General features: G+C 71.1%; 15 protein-coding genes. 8 read left to right on the forward strand and 7 right to left on the reverse strand.

Going from position 1 to position 16,556, the window contains the following annotated elements:
- The first annotated feature begins 102 nt into the window (after positions 1-102).
- The 4 genes from BLT23_RS23375 (at position 103) to BLT23_RS23390 (ending at position 4,105) form a co-directional block, all read left to right on the forward strand.
- Positions 103-906, forward strand: a complete 804-nt coding sequence (locus tag BLT23_RS23375; protein ID WP_090052007.1) for a lipoyl protein ligase domain-containing protein — start codon at positions 103-105, stop codon at positions 904-906.
- Positions 907-1,140: 234 nt separating this feature from the next.
- The gene (locus BLT23_RS23380) at positions 1,141-2,334 is read left to right on the forward strand and encodes a putative glycoside hydrolase (RefSeq protein WP_176946886.1); all 1,194 of its coding nucleotides are present in this window, start codon (positions 1,141-1,143) and stop codon (positions 2,332-2,334) included.
- 71 nt (positions 2,335-2,405) lie between these two features.
- Complete coding sequence (locus tag BLT23_RS23385) at positions 2,406-3,836, forward strand: WGR domain-containing protein (protein ID WP_090052011.1); 1,431 nt, start codon at positions 2,406-2,408, stop codon at positions 3,834-3,836.
- Between the two features lie 92 nt (positions 3,837-3,928).
- Complete coding sequence (locus BLT23_RS23390) at positions 3,929-4,105, forward strand: CsbD family protein (RefSeq protein WP_090052013.1); 177 nt, start codon at positions 3,929-3,931, stop codon at positions 4,103-4,105.
- A gap of 183 nt (positions 4,106-4,288) precedes the next feature.
- Here the strand turns inward: BLT23_RS23390 and BLT23_RS23395 are convergent, their stop codons facing one another.
- The 5 genes from BLT23_RS23395 to BLT23_RS23415 all read right to left on the reverse strand — a co-directional run bounded on the left by BLT23_RS23395 (position 4,289) and on the right by BLT23_RS23415 (position 9,897).
- Positions 4,289-5,440, reverse strand: a complete 1,152-nt coding sequence (locus BLT23_RS23395; RefSeq protein WP_090052165.1) for a carboxylate-amine ligase — start codon at positions 5,438-5,440, stop codon at positions 4,289-4,291.
- 482 nt (positions 5,441-5,922) lie between these two features.
- The gene (locus BLT23_RS23400; RefSeq protein WP_090052015.1) at positions 5,923-7,287 is read right to left on the reverse strand and encodes a maltokinase N-terminal cap-like domain-containing protein; all 1,365 of its coding nucleotides are present in this window, start codon (positions 7,285-7,287) and stop codon (positions 5,923-5,925) included.
- The gene (gene treS, locus BLT23_RS23405; protein WP_090052018.1) at positions 7,284-8,939 is read right to left on the reverse strand and encodes a maltose alpha-D-glucosyltransferase; all 1,656 of its coding nucleotides are present in this window, start codon (positions 8,937-8,939) and stop codon (positions 7,284-7,286) included. Before treS ends, BLT23_RS23400 begins: the two co-directional genes overlap by 4 nt.
- Before the next feature lie 72 nt (positions 8,940-9,011).
- Positions 9,012-9,245 carry a hypothetical protein gene (locus BLT23_RS23410; protein ID WP_090052020.1) on the reverse strand — a complete coding sequence of 78 codons (234 nt, stop codon included), beginning with the start codon at positions 9,243-9,245 and terminating at the stop codon, positions 9,012-9,014.
- Between the two features lie 85 nt (positions 9,246-9,330).
- Positions 9,331-9,897 carry a CGNR zinc finger domain-containing protein gene (locus BLT23_RS23415; protein WP_176946887.1) on the reverse strand — a complete coding sequence of 189 codons (567 nt, stop codon included), beginning with the start codon at positions 9,895-9,897 and terminating at the stop codon, positions 9,331-9,333.
- A gap of 87 nt (positions 9,898-9,984) precedes the next feature.
- Here BLT23_RS23415 and BLT23_RS23420 point away from each other — a divergent pair, with 87 nt between their 5' ends.
- Entirely contained in the window at positions 9,985-10,923 is a 939-nt protein-coding gene (locus BLT23_RS23420) for an EamA family transporter (RefSeq protein WP_090052023.1), read from the forward strand.
- A gap of 22 nt (positions 10,924-10,945) precedes the next feature.
- On the opposite strand, the gene BLT23_RS23425 is transcribed toward BLT23_RS23420, so the two are convergent.
- Both BLT23_RS23425 and BLT23_RS23430 read right to left on the reverse strand, forming a co-directional pair.
- A complete protein-coding gene (locus tag BLT23_RS23425) occupies positions 10,946-11,962 on the reverse strand; it encodes an aldo/keto reductase (protein ID WP_090052026.1) in 1,017 nt (338 codons plus the stop codon).
- A gap of 55 nt (positions 11,963-12,017) precedes the next feature.
- The gene (locus tag BLT23_RS23430; protein ID WP_090052168.1) at positions 12,018-12,473 is read right to left on the reverse strand and encodes a VOC family protein; all 456 of its coding nucleotides are present in this window, start codon (positions 12,471-12,473) and stop codon (positions 12,018-12,020) included.
- 110 nt (positions 12,474-12,583) lie between these two features.
- Here BLT23_RS23430 and BLT23_RS23435 point away from each other — a divergent pair, with 110 nt between their 5' ends.
- From BLT23_RS23435 to BLT23_RS23445, 3 genes are all read left to right on the forward strand, one after another.
- A complete protein-coding gene (locus BLT23_RS23435) occupies positions 12,584-13,552 on the forward strand; it encodes a helix-turn-helix transcriptional regulator (RefSeq protein ID WP_090052029.1) in 969 nt (322 codons plus the stop codon).
- A gap of 187 nt (positions 13,553-13,739) precedes the next feature.
- The gene (locus tag BLT23_RS23440) at positions 13,740-15,929 is read left to right on the forward strand and encodes a catalase (RefSeq protein ID WP_176946892.1); all 2,190 of its coding nucleotides are present in this window, start codon (positions 13,740-13,742) and stop codon (positions 15,927-15,929) included.
- A gap of 11 nt (positions 15,930-15,940) precedes the next feature.
- Complete coding sequence (locus BLT23_RS23445; RefSeq protein WP_245744113.1) at positions 15,941-16,345, forward strand: ankyrin repeat domain-containing protein; 405 nt, start codon at positions 15,941-15,943, stop codon at positions 16,343-16,345.
- Positions 16,346-16,556: the final 211 nt, after the last annotated feature.

Genomic DNA, 16,556 nt, shown 5'->3' on the forward strand with positions numbered 1-16,556 from the left:
TTACGCAGGGGAGGCGGGAGCCACTGGGTGGGTGACACGCGGGCGGGTGTGGGAAGGGCAAGGCGGGACAGAGCCTCTGGTGCAGCGCTTAGGGTCGAGACCGTGTCCACCGCGAACAAGCCCGACCCCGCCCGGCTCGTCGTGTCCGGGAGCGCCGGCGACGCGACCACCGAGCTCGTGGTTCCCGCTCTGCTGCTGCGCGCCCCCGAAGCGGCGTGGTCGGAGCTCGTCCACGTCTACGTGCCGCAGGGCCCCACGGTCGCGTTCAGTGGCCGCGACCTCCGCTCCCCCGGCATCGCCGCGGCCACCGAGGTCGCGCACGAGGCGGGGTTCGCGACCGTCGTCCGCTCTCCCGGCGGACGGATGGTCGCCTACGACGAGGGCGCGGTCGTGATCGACCACCTCGACCGGACGACCGGCCTCCGGCACGCGGGCAGCGCGACGTTCGCCGCCAACGCCGAGAGCCACGTCCAGGTGCTTCGCGCGTTGGGTGACGTCGACGCGCGCGTAGGCGAAGTGGACGGCGAGTACTGCCCCGGCGAGTACAGCATCAACGTCGGTGGCGTCGCGAAGGTCGTGGGCTCGGCGCAGCGCATCACCGCCACCGGCTCCCTGTTCAGCACAGTGGTGCAGGTGACCGTCTCGGACCGGGTGCGGGCGGTTCTCGCCGCCGTGTCGGACGCGCTCGGCTACGAGCTGACGCGGAGCACCGTCGCGGGCCTGACCGACTACGCGCCCACGCTGACTCCCGCCGAGGTGGCCGCGGCGTTCTCGAAGGACTACCTGAGCAGACTCGGCGCCGTGGAAGGGATGTTGCCTTCCGGAGTGGCCGAGCACGCGTCGGCGGCCCGTGGTGCCGCACCGTTCCGCGTGGACGACTGGACGCGGTCTCACCCGCTGCGCTGACCTCTGTGCGTGACTGGCATCTGACGGGACGGCCGCGGTATCGCCCGGCCGGCCCTGCGCGCACCTACTGACGGTGCCCTTCGGGACCGCCACCGCACCGCAAGAGGTGGTTTGCCCGGCAAGCACCTTCCTCACCGCCGCGAGCGGGTACATCCTCAGCGCACTCCTGCGAACGGACGAGGCGAGGAGGACCGGATGCCCGCTCGATCAGGTGCCGTGCGGAGAGTCCTCCTGTTGACCGCCCTCCTCCTGTCCATCACCCCGGCCGCGCGGGCGGAGACTGTCCTCCCGGTAGGACGGGCGCAGTCGTTCTGGCTCCACCTCAACAGCACACCGGTGTCCGACGCGACCATCGCCGTCGAGGCGAAGCGGCGCGCGCACATCGCGTTGAACGCCTGGGAAGGCGAACTGCTGCGCAAGCTCAAGGCTGTGAACCCGGACGTCAAGGTGTACGTCTACAAAGACCTGTCCTCGACCCGTTCGTACGCCTGCAAGAACGGGGTGGACGACGCCCAGCTGCCCACCGGTCTCGGCTACTGCGACGTGCGCAAGCGCAACCCCGAGTGGTTCCTGCGCGACAAGAACGGCCGGGAGCTCGCCTACTCCGGCTACGACGGCCATTGGCAGATGGACGTCGGGAACACCGCCTACCGCAAGGCGTGGGTGCAGAGCGTCGTCGCGAACGCCAAGGCCACCGGGTTCGACGGCGTGTTCCTCGACAACGCGCTCTTCACGTGCGACACCTACCACCCCGGGGTGTGCCCGGCGAAGTACCCCGACGACGCCTCCTTCCAGCGGGCGTACCGGGGCATGCTCGCCGAGGTGCGGCGCGGGTTCACCGCCGCGGGACTGAAGTCGGTCGCGAACCTCTCCAACGCCCGCCTGCAACGCGGCGCCTGGGACTCCTACAGCACCTACCTCGACGGCGGGTTCGACGAGTGGTGGCTCACGTTCTCCAGCGGCAAGCTCCTGGAGGACTACGAGCTGGGCTGGCGCAAGCAGGTCGCGCAGATCGCGGCCAACGAGACCCACGGCAGGATGACCTGGGTCCAGCCGCACTTCGACGTGGGCGACACGCGGGCCTTCCGGTACGCGCTCGCCAGCCTGTACATGACCACCACCGGGGAAGCCGCCATCGCGGAGATCGCCAAGACCGACGGCTACGGCGACCCGACGCCGTGGCATCCCGAGTACGAGTGGAACCTCGGCTACGCCGCCGGGTCCTACCGCGCCGTCGCCGAGAAGGTGTACCGCCGCGACTTCGCCTGCGGTGTCGCGCTGGTCAACGCGAACCCCACCGGGAGCGCCAAGGTCGAGGTCCTCCTGCACCGCGCGCACCGCGACCACGAAGGCAGGACGGTGCGGTCCGTGCAGCTGCCCGGCACGACCGGCGTGCTGCTCCGCGCACCCTGCCCATCCGGCCTCTGACCAGTCACGACAAGAATTGTCAGACCTCGTTGCTACGGTCCTCCCAACTGATCAACACGAGGGGGAAGACCGTGGCTGCCACCACCTACCTGGAGCTGTCGGAGACCGGCGGCGGTGCGCACAAGTTCTACGAGGTGGTCGTGGACGGCACGACCGTCACGATCACGTTCGGGCGCATCGGGGAGCGCGGTTCCACCCGCGAGTCGACCTTCGCCGACGAGACGAAGGCCGTCCAGGCAGCCCAGAAGAAGATCGGCGAGAAGGTGCGCAAGGGGTACGCGCCCGCCGTGAAGGGCGAGCGGCAGCGGCGTCCGATCACCCGCCGTGAGATCACCAGCGTGCGGTCGAGCGCGCGGCAGGCCCCGGTGTTGTGGCGCTTCCACTCCGGCGCGCCCGCGTTCGGCATCTTCGTCGGCGAGAACGAGGCGTGGGTGGGCAACGAGCGCGGCGACGTGTTCACCCTGTCGCACGAGGGTCAGGTCACCGGCCGCTACGGCCTGCCGGACGGGGTGAAGTGCATCGTCGCCGACGACTTCTGGATCTACGCGGGCTGCGACGACGGCCGCGTGTACGACCTGGGCGGCAAGGTGCCGCGCGTCGCGTACGAGATCGCGAGCGACGTCGACATCTACTGGCTGGACATCGACGACGGCGTGCTCGGCGTGTCCGACCGCAACGGCGGCATCACGACCGTCGACCACGAGGACGAGTTCCAGTGGTCGCGGCGCAGCACCGGCAACCACGCGTGGATGGTGAGGTGCGCGCAGGAGGGCGTGTTCCACGGGCACTCGCGGGGCGTCACGCACTACGCGGCCCGCACCGGCGAGCCGGTGTGGCACGCCGACACGGTCGGCGAGGTGCTGTTCGGCTGGCAGGAGCCGACGGAGGTGTTCGCGGGCACGAGCCGCGGCTGGGTGCACCGGCTGGCGCGGGCGACCGGCGCCGAGACGGCCCGCTACCGCTGCGACGCGGCGGTCTTCTCCTGCGCCACCTCCCCCTCCGGCGACTACGTCTTCGCCGGCGACAACCACTCGTCCGTGTACTGCTTCGCCGCAGACGGCACACGCCTGTGGAAGCTCGGCACGGGATGCGGTTCCGCGTACTCCATGCAGTACCGCGACGAACGCCTCTACATCGTGACGACCGACGGCTCGCTGGCGTGCATCGACGCGAGCCCGGCCGCGATCCACGCCGCCGAGCAGGGCGAGCTGCCGCAGAGCCACGACATCAAGGCCGACCACTGGAAGCGCGTGGAGGCCACCGCCGAGGTCGAGACCGTCACGGCGAGCGCGGTCCCGTCCGGCGCCGTCGTCGTGGAGTGCGTCCAGGAAGCAGGTCGCCTGCGCGTGCACGTGGTGTCCGAGGGCTACGACCGCACCCGCGCCGTGCAGTTCCCGAAGGACATCCGCGTCCCCGGTGCCCGCTACCTGGTGACGGAGATCCACACCTCGGCGAGCGGCGGTTTCTACCGCGCGAGGGGCGAGATCAAGCGCCTTCTTTGAAACGCCGCGTTAATCACGTGTCACGACGCCCCGTTGCGGGCATCCACCCAGCAGTTACCGCCTGAAGTCCAAGCGTGGAGGAAGGACGGACAATGGGTGCCGATGACAAGCTCGAAGCCAAGGGCGACCAGCTCAAGGGCAAGCTCAAGGAAGGCGTCGGTGACGCCACGGACGACCAGGGCCTGCAGGCCGAGGGCGCCGCTGAGCAGGGCAAGGGTCACCTGAAGGAAGCGGCCGAGAAGGTCAAGGACGCTTTCAAGAAGGACTGACTCCCCACGCCGAGGGCCCCGCACCATCTGGTGCGGGGCCCTTCGCCATGTCCGGCTTGACTCGGGTCGCCTTTCCGTGGCGCGCCACATCTGTCGTGACGCGCCACCGGAAAACTCGATCTTCTGAGACCATCCTCGACAGACAGTCCACTGAAGACAGTTTCGGACCGAGGACGACCGGGTTCAGGACGCGGCGGACTGAGCGTCCGTCTTGTCGGCGTTGTCGTCCTTGTCCGCGTTGTCGACGTCGAGGACCTTCAGCAGCGACTCGACCTGACCGCCCTGGAACGCCCGGCGCTGGCGGTCCGCGCCGTTGCCCTCCGTCTCCAGCAGCCGCAGGCCCCGCCGCACAGCGGGCAGGTCACCGTTGGCCTCGAAGATGGGCGTCAACCGGCGCACCAGGTCGTCCAGCTGGTCCCGCACGGGCCGCGGCTCCCCGGCCAGGACGTCGAGGATCGTGCCCCGCAGCCCTTCGTTGGCCGCGCTCCAGCACGCCTGCCGCAGCACCTCCTGCGTCACGGGCTCGGCCTCGACACCGTTCCCGACGTCCACGACCGCCTGCGCGACCAACGCGCGCACCAGCGCCGCGAGCAGCACGGCCTCGTCCACGGACGCCGCGACGTCGGAGACCCGCACCTCGACGGTCGGCAGCTCGGTGGCCGGCCGGACGTCCCAGTAGACCATCGCGCGGTCCAGGGCCGTACCCGCCGTGATCATGGTGTCGCAGACCTCCTCGTAGTGCTCCCACGAGGTGAACACCGGCGGCGGCCCGGAAACCGGCCAGCGCGACCACACGGTCGAGCGCCAGCTGGCGAACCCGGTGTCCTCACCACCGGAGAACGGCGAGTTCGCCGTCACCGCGGCCAGCACCGGCAGCCACGGCCGGACGTGGTTGCACACCTGCACCGCGGTCTCCCGGTCGGGAACGGCGACGTGCACGTGGCACCCGCAGATCAGCTGCTGCTCGGCCAGCGCCCCGAACTCGCGGGCGATCCGCCGGTACCGCAGGCTGTCCGTGATCTCCCCGGAAGCCTCACCCAGCGGCGGCGCGCCCACGGCGACAGCCCGGCACCCGGCGAGCCGCGCGGCCTCGGCCACCAGCCGCCGCGTCCGCAGCAGCTCGTCACGAGCCTGCTCCACGTCCTGACACACCGACGTGTTGATCTCCACCTGCGCCCCGGTCAGCTCGTGCTCCAGCTCGAGCCCGAGCCGCTCACGCGCGACCGAGACGACCTCGTCCGCCAGGTTGACCGGCGCTCCGGTCACCGGGTCCACGAGGAGGAACTCCTCCTCCACACCGACCGTAGGCCCCCACACGTCCTTCGGAGGCGTCATCTCCACGTCTCACCATCCTGCTCAAGGCGCCTTGGGCGCCGCGGGGGAATCAGGACCGGCGAATACCCAAGCAGTGCCGCGGGAAAACGCGCCCGTGGTGAGGCCGGGTGGCCGCACCGGATCTCCGATGCCGCGCACCGAGCCCGCCGAAGCCGCAGGCAGGAGCCGCGAGACGGCGCAGGCAGGGCCAGCGATGCGGCGCGGGCAGGGACCGCGAGACGGCGCAGGCAGAGGACAGCGGTGCGGCGCGGGCAAAGGCCGCGAGCGGCGCAGGCAGGGGCCAGCGGCGCGGGCAGAGGGCGCGAGCGGCGCAAGGGGGCCAAGCGGTACGGCGCGAGCGGTTGGCTTGCCGGGCCGTCGGAGCGGACAGGACGTCCTCACTCTCCGTCGAGGACTGTGGCGGGCGGTGCGTCGACTCCACCGTTGTACACACCGCCCGCACCGAACCCTCCATCCCGTGAGGCGGAACCGCCCGGCCCGGCTCACGCCGTCCACATCGGCGTCCCCGTCACCACCTCCGCGATGGCCGACAGCGGGATCACGGTCCACTCCGGACGGAACCGGTGCTCGTGCCGCACCTCCAGCACCGCCCGGTCCAGCTCCACGGCGGTCAGCAGCACGTCGTCGCGGCGCAGGTCGGCGGAGATCTCCGAATAACCGTCGCAGAACGCGGTCCGGTTGCGGTCCAGCCACCGGGCTGCCTGGGGCAGCAGCGCGGTGACGTCGTCGGCGCCCACGAGCAGCTGGGCGGCGGCGTAGTGCAGGGACCGCAGGACCGTCGCCACGTCGTGGGCGGCCGGCCGGGGGCGGGAGCGTTCGGTGGTGGTGCCGTGCGGCACGCCCTCGAAGTCCACGAGGACCCAGGCTCTCGGTGACCTCAGGACCTGGCCCAGGTGCAGGTCGCCGTGGACGCGCTGGAGGCGGATCGGGCCCGCCGCGTCGAGCACCGCGTCGAAGCGGGTGCGCAGGCCCTGTTCGAACGGGGCCAGGTCCGGGACCTCGGCCAGGGCGGCGTCCAGGCGGTGGTGCATGGCCGCGACGAACTCCGCCTCGTCGTCGGGGCCCGCCAGGTGGTCGCCGAGGGTGAGGCGGAGGTCGGCGTGCACGCGGGCCACGGCTCGGCCCAGGCGGTGGGCCTCGGCGGCGAAGTCGCCTCCGGCGGAGGCCGGGTCGCTGGCGGAGGCGGCGAGGAAGTCGCGCACGCTGGCGGTGGCCATCGGCCAGCCGAGGGCGCCCAGCGGCACGAACTCGTGCAGGACGGCGAAGGTGGTGCGGACGCCGTCCAGGTCGGACTCCAGGGCGCCCTGCGGGCGGGCGATGTGGGGGTCGTCCACCGAGGCGAGGGCGTCGTGCAGCACCAGTTCCGGGTTGTCGCCGGGCGTCAGTTCGCGGAAGAACTTCAGCACGTGCCGCTGCCCGTAGACGATCGAGCAGTTGCGCTGCGGGCCGGGGAACGGCCTGCCGACCGGTGCGGTGGTGTGGCGCGGGGGCAGGGTGGCGCGGAACCGCAGGCCCGCCACCTCGGTGGACTCCTCGAAGTGGTCCAGCAGCACGGCGGTCAGGTCGGGGTCGTAGACCGCCTCGTACACCTGGCGGTCGCCCGCGGTGCCGATCCTGGCGTGCAGCAGGCGTTCCGGCAGCTCCTGCCGGACGCCCAGGAGCGCCTGGTAGCGGCGTCCGCCGCTCGCCAGGACCACGTGCGCGAGGGTGGGGTCCCCCTCGCGCAGGAACGCGACCCGCTCGCACGTCACCGACCGGCGGCGGCCGTGGAACCACGGCTGGGCGTGCAGCCAGCGTTCCAGCTGGTCGGAGGCGGGAAGGACCTCGACGGCCTTGCTCGTCGTCACTTCTTGTCGCCACCTTCCACGTCGGCGGTCAGCTGGAACCAGTAGAAGCCGTGGCCGGGCAGGGTGAGCTGGTACGGCAGCTCGCCGACGACCGGGAACCGCACGCCGCCGGTCAGCTCGACGGGGACGGTGCCGGCGTGCTCGGACAGGTCGAGCTCGACGGGCTGCGGGAAGCGGGACAGGTTGTTCACGCACAGGACGACGTCGGCGCCGAGACTGCGGCGGTACGCGAGGACCGTCGGGTTGGACGCGCCCAGCTCGGTGAAGTCGCCGTGCCCGAACGCGCGGTGCTGCTTGCGCACCTCGATCATCCGGCGCGTCCAGTTGAGCAGCGAGTACTGGCTGCGGCTCTGCGCCTCGACGTTCAGGCCCTGGTAGCCGTAGACCGGGTCCATGATCACCGGCAGGTAGATGCGGCCGGGGTCGCACGACGAGAAACCGGCGTTGCGGTCCGGTGTCCACTGCATCGGCGTGCGCACGGCGTCGCGGTCGGCCAGCCAGATGTTGTCGCCCATGCCGATCTCGTCGCCGTAGTACAGCACGGGCGAGCCGGGCAGCGAGAGCAGCAGCGCGGTGAACAGTTCGTGCTGGTTGCGGTCGTTCTCCAGCAACGGGGCCAACCGCCTGCGGATGCCGATGTTCGCCTTCATCCGCGGATCCTTGGCGTACTCCGCGTACATGTAGTCACGTTCCTCGTCCGTGACCATCTCCAGCGTCAGCTCGTCGTGGTTGCGCAGGAAGATGCCCCACTGCGCGTTCTCCGGGATCGCCGGCGTCTGCGCCAGGATCTCCGAGATCGGGAACCGCGACTCGCGCCGCACCGCCATGAAGATCCGCGGCATCAGCGGGAAGTGGAACGCCATGTGGCACTCGTCGCCGTCACCGAAGTACTCGACGACGTCGGACGGCCACTGGTTGGCCTCGGCGAGCAGGACGCGGCCGGGGTACTCGTCGTCGACGACCTTGCGGCACTTGCGCAGGAAGTCGTGCGTCTCGGGCAGGTTCTCGCAGTTCGTGCCCTCGCGCTCGAACAGGTACGGCACGGCGTCGAGGCGGAAGCCGTCGATGCCGATGTCGAGCCAGAACCGCAGGACGTCGAGCATCGCGTCCTGGACGGCGGGGTTGTCGTAGTTCAGGTCGGGCTGGTGGCTGAAGAACCGGTGCCAGAAGAACTGGCCGCGCACCGGGTCGTACGTCCAGTTCGAGGTTTCGGTGTCGACGAAGATGATCCGCGCGTCGCTGTAGTGCGAGTCCTCGTCGCTCCACACGTAGTAGTCGCCGTACGGGCCGTCGGGGTTCTGGCGCGACTCCTGGAACCACGGGTGCGCGTCCGAGGTGTGGTTGAGGACCAGGTCGGTGATCACCCGGATGCCGCGCCGGTGGGCCTCCTCCAGCAGGTGCACGAAGTCCTCGACCGTGCCGAACTCGGGCAGCACCGCGCGGAAGTCGCTGATGTCGTACCCGCCGTCGCGCAGCGGCGACGCGTAGAACGGCGGCAACCAGAGGCAGTCGACGCCCAGCCACTGGAGATAGTCCAGTTTGGACGCCAGCCCCCTGAGGTCGCCTGTGCCGTCACCGTTCGAGTCGCTGAACGCGCGAACCAGCACCTCGTAGAAGACAGCGCCCTTGAACCAGTTCTCCTCGTGCTCCATGGCACCTCTCGCTCGCACGTCGTCGTGGAATTGCGGCAGAGTGCGGCACGGGTGCCGAGAAGATCAAATCGTTCACCTGACCGTGTGAAAGCCCCCTGGAGGGCGGCGCCGTTTCAGCACGGAAGCGATGCGCTGCACCGGAATCTCGTGCCTGACGTGCGTGAGTTCCTCCTGGACGACGTACAGGAGCTTCTTCCCCACGCTGCGCAGCAACATGACGATGCCCCGGCGTCGTTCCTCGCCGTCGAGGCGGAACTCGACGAGGTCCCCTTGCTTCGCGTCAGAGCCGTAGTCGCGCAGAATCACCGACCCACCTCCACCGTCGTGGCTGCGACCAGCACTTCTTCCCGGAAGTACCACCTGCGTCCGTCCACAATCGACGTTCACCGGGTCAGGTGACGCGGCCGGCCGCTCCCGCTCGTCGTTCCCGGAAGGCGATCATGTTCATCCGGTTGCCGCACCGGACGCCGCAGAACCGCTTCAGGCCGTTGCGGGACAGGTCCAGCAGCAGGCCCTCGCAGTCGTCGGCGGCGCAGATCCGCAGGCGGTCCATCTCGTCCGTCCTGATCACGTCGATGAGCGCGAGGGCGGCCTCCGCGCGCAGGCGCTCGGCGAGCGGGGCGTCCGGCTCGGTGGCGTGGATGTGCCAGTCCTGGGTGTCGTGGCGGACGAGGCGCGGGAGCGCGTGGGCGTCGCGGAGCATCTTGTTCACCGCCTCGACGGCCTCGTCCCGGCTGAGCGTCCAGACCTGCCGCAGGAGCGCGCGCACCTCGCGGACGTCGCGCAGCTCGGCCTCGTCGCGGTCGAAGCGGCCGGTGTACCCGTGCTCGCGGAGCAGGTCGTGGAGCGCCTCGACGGTGAGCAGCTCGTCCTCTCCGCTGCGCGACGCCTGCGCCTCGGTGTTGCACAGGACCACCATGAACGCGAGGTTCATCTCCGTGTCAGGGGCAAAACGCAAGTTGACTCCTTACCGGGCGCGACTTAGCGTCAGGGTCGTCAAGCAGGTTAGGCCATGACGCCGCACGGTAGCGGGAGGTACGCGCACATGGGAGTCCCGTCGAAGACCACCGGTCTGGTCGCGGCAGTGGTCTCGTTCGTCTCGTTCGGCACCTCCGGCGCGTTCGTGAAGCCGCTGCTGGAGGCGGGCTGGTCGCCGACGGCCGCCGTGACGGCGCGGGCGCTCACGGCCGGGCTCGTGCTGCTGCCGTTCGTGCTGTTCTCGCTGCGCGGACGCTGGTCGCTGCTGCTGAGAGCGAGATGGCGGGTGCTGGGCATGGGCCTGGTCGGCGTGGCGATCACGCAGGTCTTCTACTTCGCGGCGATCCAGCGCATCCCGGTGGCGACGGCGCTGCTGATCGAGTTCCTCGCTCCCCTGCTGCTGGTCGGGCTCAGCTGGGCGCTCACCCGGCGCACGCCGGCGCCGGTCGTCCTGGCCGGCTCGGTCCTCGCGGCCGGCGGCCTGGTGCTGGTCATCGGGCCGGGCGCGATCCAGGCCGTCGACCCGCTCGGCCTGGCCGCCGCGTTCGGCGCCGCCGTCGGCTGCGCCGCGTACTTCCTGATCGCCGCGCGTCCCGCCGAGGGCCTGCCGCCGGTCGCTCTGGCCGGTGCCGGGCTGCTGGTGGCCGCACCCGTCCTGGCGCTCGTCGGGGCGCTCGGCCTGCTGCCGTTCACGGCCACGGCCCGCGACGTCACCCTGTTCGACGTGGCCACACCGTGGTGGGTGCCGTTGCTGGTGGTCGCGGTGATCGGCACGGCGCTCGCCTACGCCTCGGGCATCACCGCCACCAGCGTCCTCGGGTCGCGCCTGGCCTCGTTCATCGGCCTGATGGAGGTCGTGTGCGCCTCCCTGTACGCTTGGCTGCTGCTCGGCGAGGAGCTCACCGCGTTGCAGCTCTTCGGCGGCGTGCTGATCCTCGCCGGCATCGCGGCCGTGCGGGCGGAACGGGAGCCGGCCGAACCCGCCGTTCCCGCCGCCGTCGGTTGACCAGCACGTACCGCCGACCGGGTCAGGCCCGGCGGCGGAGGGCGGGGTTCGCGACCGCCGGGGGCACGTGCTCCACGTCGACCGGCCCCAGGTCGGTGCCCGGTGCCACGATCTCGTCGATCCGGTCCAGCACGTCCGCGCCGAGCACGGTGCCGGCGCCCGCGAGCAGGCCGTCCAGCTGGTCCGGCGTGCGCGGGCCGATGATCGCCGACGTCACGGCCGGGTGGGCGGTGACGAACCCGAGCGCGAGCCGCGGCAGCGACAGCGACGCCTCCTCGGCCAGTGCGGCGAGGGCCTCGACGGCGTCGAGCTTGCGTTCGTCGGTCAGGTGCTTCGGCACCCAGTGCAGGCGGCCCGCGGACGGCTGCTCGCCGTTGCCGCGGCGGATGCGGCCGGACAGCAGGCCCATCGACAGCGGGCTCCACACCAGCACGCCGAGGCCGTAGCGCTCGCAGACGGGGAGGATCTCCCGTTCCACTCCCCTGTTCAGCACCGAGTAGTGCGGCTGCTCGCTGCGGAACCGGGCGAGGTTGCGCCGTTCGGCGACCCACTGGGCCTCGACGATCTCCGACGGCGGCAGGTTGGAGTGGCCGATGGCGCGGACCTTGCCCGCCCGCATCAGGTCCGTGAGCGCGCTCAGGGTCTCCTCGACGTCGGTGTCCGGGTCGGGGTGGTGGACCTGGTAGAGGTCGACGTGGTCGACCCCGAGGCGGCGCAGCGAGCCCTCCACGGCCTCGGTGACCCAGCGGCGGGAGCTGCCGCGCCGGTTCGGGTCGCCGCCCATCGGGCCGTTGAACTTGGTGGCGAGGACGACGTCGTCACGGCGCCCGCGCAGGGCCTTGCCGAGGATGCGTTCGGACTCGCCGTCACCGCCGTAGACGTCGGCGGTGTCGATGGTGTTGATCCCCTGGTCGAGTGCGCGGTGGACGATCCGCACGCACTCGTCGGCATCGGGGTTGCCGTACGGCCCGAACATCATCGTGCCCAGCGTGAACGTGCTGACCTGGATGCCGGTGCGGCCGAGCGGACGGGTGTGCATGGTGTGTTCTCCAGGGGAAGGGGCGGGGCGCCGGGCGCGCCCCGCCTCGCGCGGCTCAGGCGTGGGCGACGTCGATGACCCAGGTGACGCCGAACCTGTCGGTCAGCATCCCGAAGCCGGGCGACCACTGCGCCGGGCCGAACTCCTCGATGACCGTGGCGCCCTCGGCGAGGCCCTTCCAGACCGGCGTGACCTCGTCGGCGCTCTCGCCGCGCACGGACAGGAAGAACCGCTCCGCGGTGACGGTGGTGCCGTTCTCGCGGCGGGTGGCGGGCTCGGCCACCTCGACGGGCCGGTTCTCGCCCGGCACGTCGTAGGCCATCACGCGGAAGCCGTTCTCGGCGACGACCTCGCCGAACACGACGTTGGCCGAACCGGGCACCTCGGCGGGCATCCCGAAGTCGCCGTAGGTGACGACGGTGGCCCGGCCGCCGAAGACCGACGCGTAGAACTCGAGGGCCTCCCGGGCCTGGCCGCGGAAGTTCAGGTGGGCGACAGCGTTGAGCGGCATGGTGCGCATTCCTTCAGTCGTTCTCGGTTACCGGAGGTCTCCAGCGTCGAGAGCGACTCTGTCAGCAGTACCGGACAGGGAACGTCCGCTTCTTGTGCGATCCTCGTTCCATGCCGATTTCCGCGTCCACGACCACGTCGAGCCGGCTGCTCTCGCTGCTGTCACTGTTGCAGGTCCGGCGCGACTGGCCCGGTCTCCTGCTGGCCCAGCGCCTGGGCGTCAGCGAACGCACCGTCCGCAGGGACGTGGACCGGCTGCGCGAGCTCGGCTACCTCGTCCAGGCCGTGAAGGGGCCGGACGGCGGCTACCGGCTCGAAGCGGGCAGCCAGATGCCGCCGCTGCTGTTCGACGAGGAGCAGGCCGTGGCGCTGGCCGTGGCGCTGCGGATCGCCGTGGGCACGGGGGCGGGCATCGAGGAGGCCGCGGCACGGGCGCTGGCCACCGTGCGGCAGGTTCTGCCGTCACGGCTGCGCCGCCGCATCGACGCGCTGGAGGTCGAACCCGCCGGGCGCGGCACGCAGGTGGACACCGACGTGCTGCTCGCGCTCAGCTCCGCCGTGCACGCGTGCGAGGAGCTGCGGTTCGACTACCGCGCCCCCGGCGGCCCGGAGCCGGACGGGCCGCCGCGCCGCGTGCAGCCGCACCACCTCGTGGTCAGGGCGGGCCGCTGGTACGTGGTCGGGTGGAGTCCCGAACGCGAGGACTGGCGGTCCTACCGCGCCGACCGCATGACGCTGCGGGTCCCGAACGGGCCGCGGTTCAGCCCGCGCGAGGTGCCGGGCGGCGACGTCGCGGAGTTCCTGTCCGCCCGGTTCAAGGGCTCGGACACCCCCGGCTGGCCGTGCCGCGGCGAGGTGCTCCTCGACCTGCCGCTCGCGGCCGTGGCACCGTTCGCGGGCGACGGCACCGCCACGGCCGCCGGGGACCGGACCAGGCTGTCGGCGGGGTCGTGGTCGTGGGCCGCGCTGGCCGCGCAGCTGGCCCGGTTCGACGCGGACGTCGAGGTGCTCGGGCCGGACGAGCTGAGGGCCGCGTTCGCCGGCCTGTCGGAACGGGCCGCACGCGCCGCACGACGATGAGGGCGCTCTTCCCGACTGCTGCGCCCTGAGCTGCCCGTCCGGTGATCCGGCCGATGGTTTGGCATATCCGGCCGGATCGCGGGTATCGCCTCAGCGACGGACCCGCTCTGAGGAGGATGCTTTGGCCACCCGGAAGCCAGGCAAAGTGAAGGCAGTGGTCGAGAAGGCCGTGGACAAGGTCACCGAGATGGTGAACCCGCCGATCCCCGGCGTCCCGAACAGCGAGCCGCCCTCACTCGCAGAACCGACCGACCCGCGTGGCCCCTTGCCGCCCAAGGGTGACCAGGACGGCCCCGAGACCGTCTCGCCGACGGGCGCGCCCACGGGTGCCCCGAAGACCTCGATGGGACAGCAGGGCGAGTTCCTCACCACGTCGGCCGGCGCGCGGATCCGCGACACCGACCACTCGCTGAAGGCGGGCGAGCGCGGCCCGACGCTGCTGCAGGACCACCACCTGCGCGAGAAGGTCATGCACTTCGACCACGAGCGCATCCCGGAGCGCGTGGTCCACGCCCGCGGCTACGGCGCGCACGGCACGTTCGTCGGCTACGGCACGGCCTCGAACGTCTGCAAGTCCGCGTTCCTCGCCGACGGCATCGAGACGCCCGTGTTCGTGCGGTTCTCCACGGTGCTGGGCTCGCGCGGCTCGGCGGACACCGTCCGCGACACCCGCGGGTTCGCGACGAAGTTCTACACCCAGGAGGGCAACTTCGACCTGGTCGGCAACAACATCCCGGTCTTCTTCATCCAGGACGGCATCAAGTTCCCCGACGTCATCCACGCGGGCAAGCCGCACCCGGACCGGGAGATCCCGCAGGCCCAGAGCGCGCACGACACGTTCTGGGACTTCGTGTCGACCCACACCGAGGCCACCCACCACGTCATGTGGAACATGTCCGACCGCGGCATCCCGCGCTCGTACCGGACGATGGAGGGCTTCGGCGTCCACACGTTCCGCCTGGTCAACGAGGCCGGCGAGACGGTGCTCGCGAAGTTCCACTGGAAGCCCAAGCTCGGCGTGCACTCCCTGGTGTGGGAGGAGGCGCAGATGATCAACGGCTTCGACCCGGACTTCCACCGCCGCGACCTCGCCGACGCCATCGAGTCCGGCGCGCACCCGCAGTGGGAGCTCGGCCTGCAGATCTTCCCGGACACGCCGAAGCAGACGTTCGAGGGCATCGACCTGCTCGACCCGACGAAGATCGTGCCGGAGGAGCTGGCGCCGGTGCAGCCGGTCGGCCTGCTGACCCTCAACCGCAACACGATGAACTTCTTCGCCGAGACCGAGCAGGTCGCGTTCCATCTCGGCAACCTGGTGCCGGGCATCGACGTCACCGACGACCCGCTGTTCCAGGCGCGGCTGTTCTCCTACCTCGACACGCAGCTGACGAGGCTCGCCGGGCCGAACTTCAACCAGATCCCGATCAACCGGCCGCACGTGCCGGTGAACGACATGTTCCGCGACGGCTACCACCAGCACGCGGTGCACGCGGGTGTGGCGCCGTACAAGCCGAACACCCTCGACGGCGGCAACCCGTTCGAGGCCGGTGCGGAGAACCGGCCGTTCGTCGAGGTGGCGCAGCCGGTGGCGCGGTCGGCGAAGGTCAGGGAGGCGCCCGCGTCGTACTCCGACCACTTCTCGCAGCCGCGGCTGTTCTGGCTGAGCATGTCGCCGGTCGAGAAGGAGCACCTGATCCGCGCGTTCACGTTCGAGCTCGGCAAGTGCTACGAGCAGGCCGTGAAGGAACGCCAGCTGCAGGTGCTCGCGAACGTCGACGCGACGCTGTGCTCGGAGGTCGCGAAGGGTCTCGGCCTGCCGGCGCCCGCGCCGACCGTGCGGCCGAGGAAGGTCACGCCGAGCCCCGCGCTCTCGCAGGTCGGGCAGACCTGGCCCACCGACGGCAGGCTGATCGGCATCGTGGTGGACCCGGCCGACCTCGACGGCGTCCGCACGGTCCGCGAGACGATCCTGGCGGGCGGCATGGTGCCGCTGCTGATCGCCCCGACCGGCGGCCCGATCGGCGACAGCGGCCTCGTGGCACAGCGGACGCTGCTCACCGCCCGGTCGATCGAGTTCGACGCGCTGCTGCTCGCGGGCAGCCCGCCGCCCGGACCCGACGCGGTGCCCGCACGGGACGCGAAGGCCGGTGCCCCCGGCACGGCCGTCGACCCGCGGGTGCTGCTGATGATCGAGGAGTGCTACCGGCACGCCAAGGCCATCGGCGCGTGGGGTGCCGGACGCGCGGCGCTGGAGGCGTCCGGGTGCACCGGCCTGGGCGTCGTGACCGGTGACGACGCGTCGAAGGTGTTCACCGAGCTGATGACGTTGCTGGGCGCCCACCGCGTGTGGGACCGCTTCCCGGCGACCGTCTCCTGAGGAGCCCCGCCGTGACTCTCACCGAGGAGGAGCTCACCCTCCTGCGCTCGATGTTCGACCTGGCCCGCACCGGCGACACCGCCCGGCTGGCCGAGGCGGTCGACGCGGGGATCCCGGTGAACCTCACCAACGACTCGGGCGACACCCTGCTGATCCTCGCCGCGTACCACGTCCACCCGGACACCGTCGCGGCGTTGCTGGAGCGGGGAGCCGACACCGCCAGGGTCAACGACCGGGGCCAGACGGCGCTCGGCGCGGCGGTCTTCCGCCGTTCCGAGCGCACCGTCCGGCTGCTGCTCGACGCGGGCGCCGACCCCGCGCTGGGACCGCGGTCCGCGCTCGACGTGGCCCGGTTCTTCGACCTGCCGGAGATGCTGGCTCTGCTGACCGCCGGGAAAGCCGCGGTGGACAGCTGACACCCGCACAAAGGGCCCTCACGTGCGTGTAGCGCGCTCGCGAGGGCCTTTCGTGCATGTAGCGGAGCTTTCGTGCGTGTAGCGCGCACGAAAGCTCCCCGCGTGCAGGGGCAAGCCCTAGATGATTGATTCCGTTTGGCTCTTGAGCTGAAGGCGGTCCTGAGACGCAGGAGGAGGGTGTCAAGATCAGGTTTGTGACGACCGATCTGGA

Origin of the sequence: Lentzea fradiae, assembly GCF_900100955.1 — a bacterium.
Classification (GTDB): domain Bacteria; phylum Actinomycetota; class Actinomycetes; order Mycobacteriales; family Pseudonocardiaceae; genus Lentzea; species Lentzea fradiae.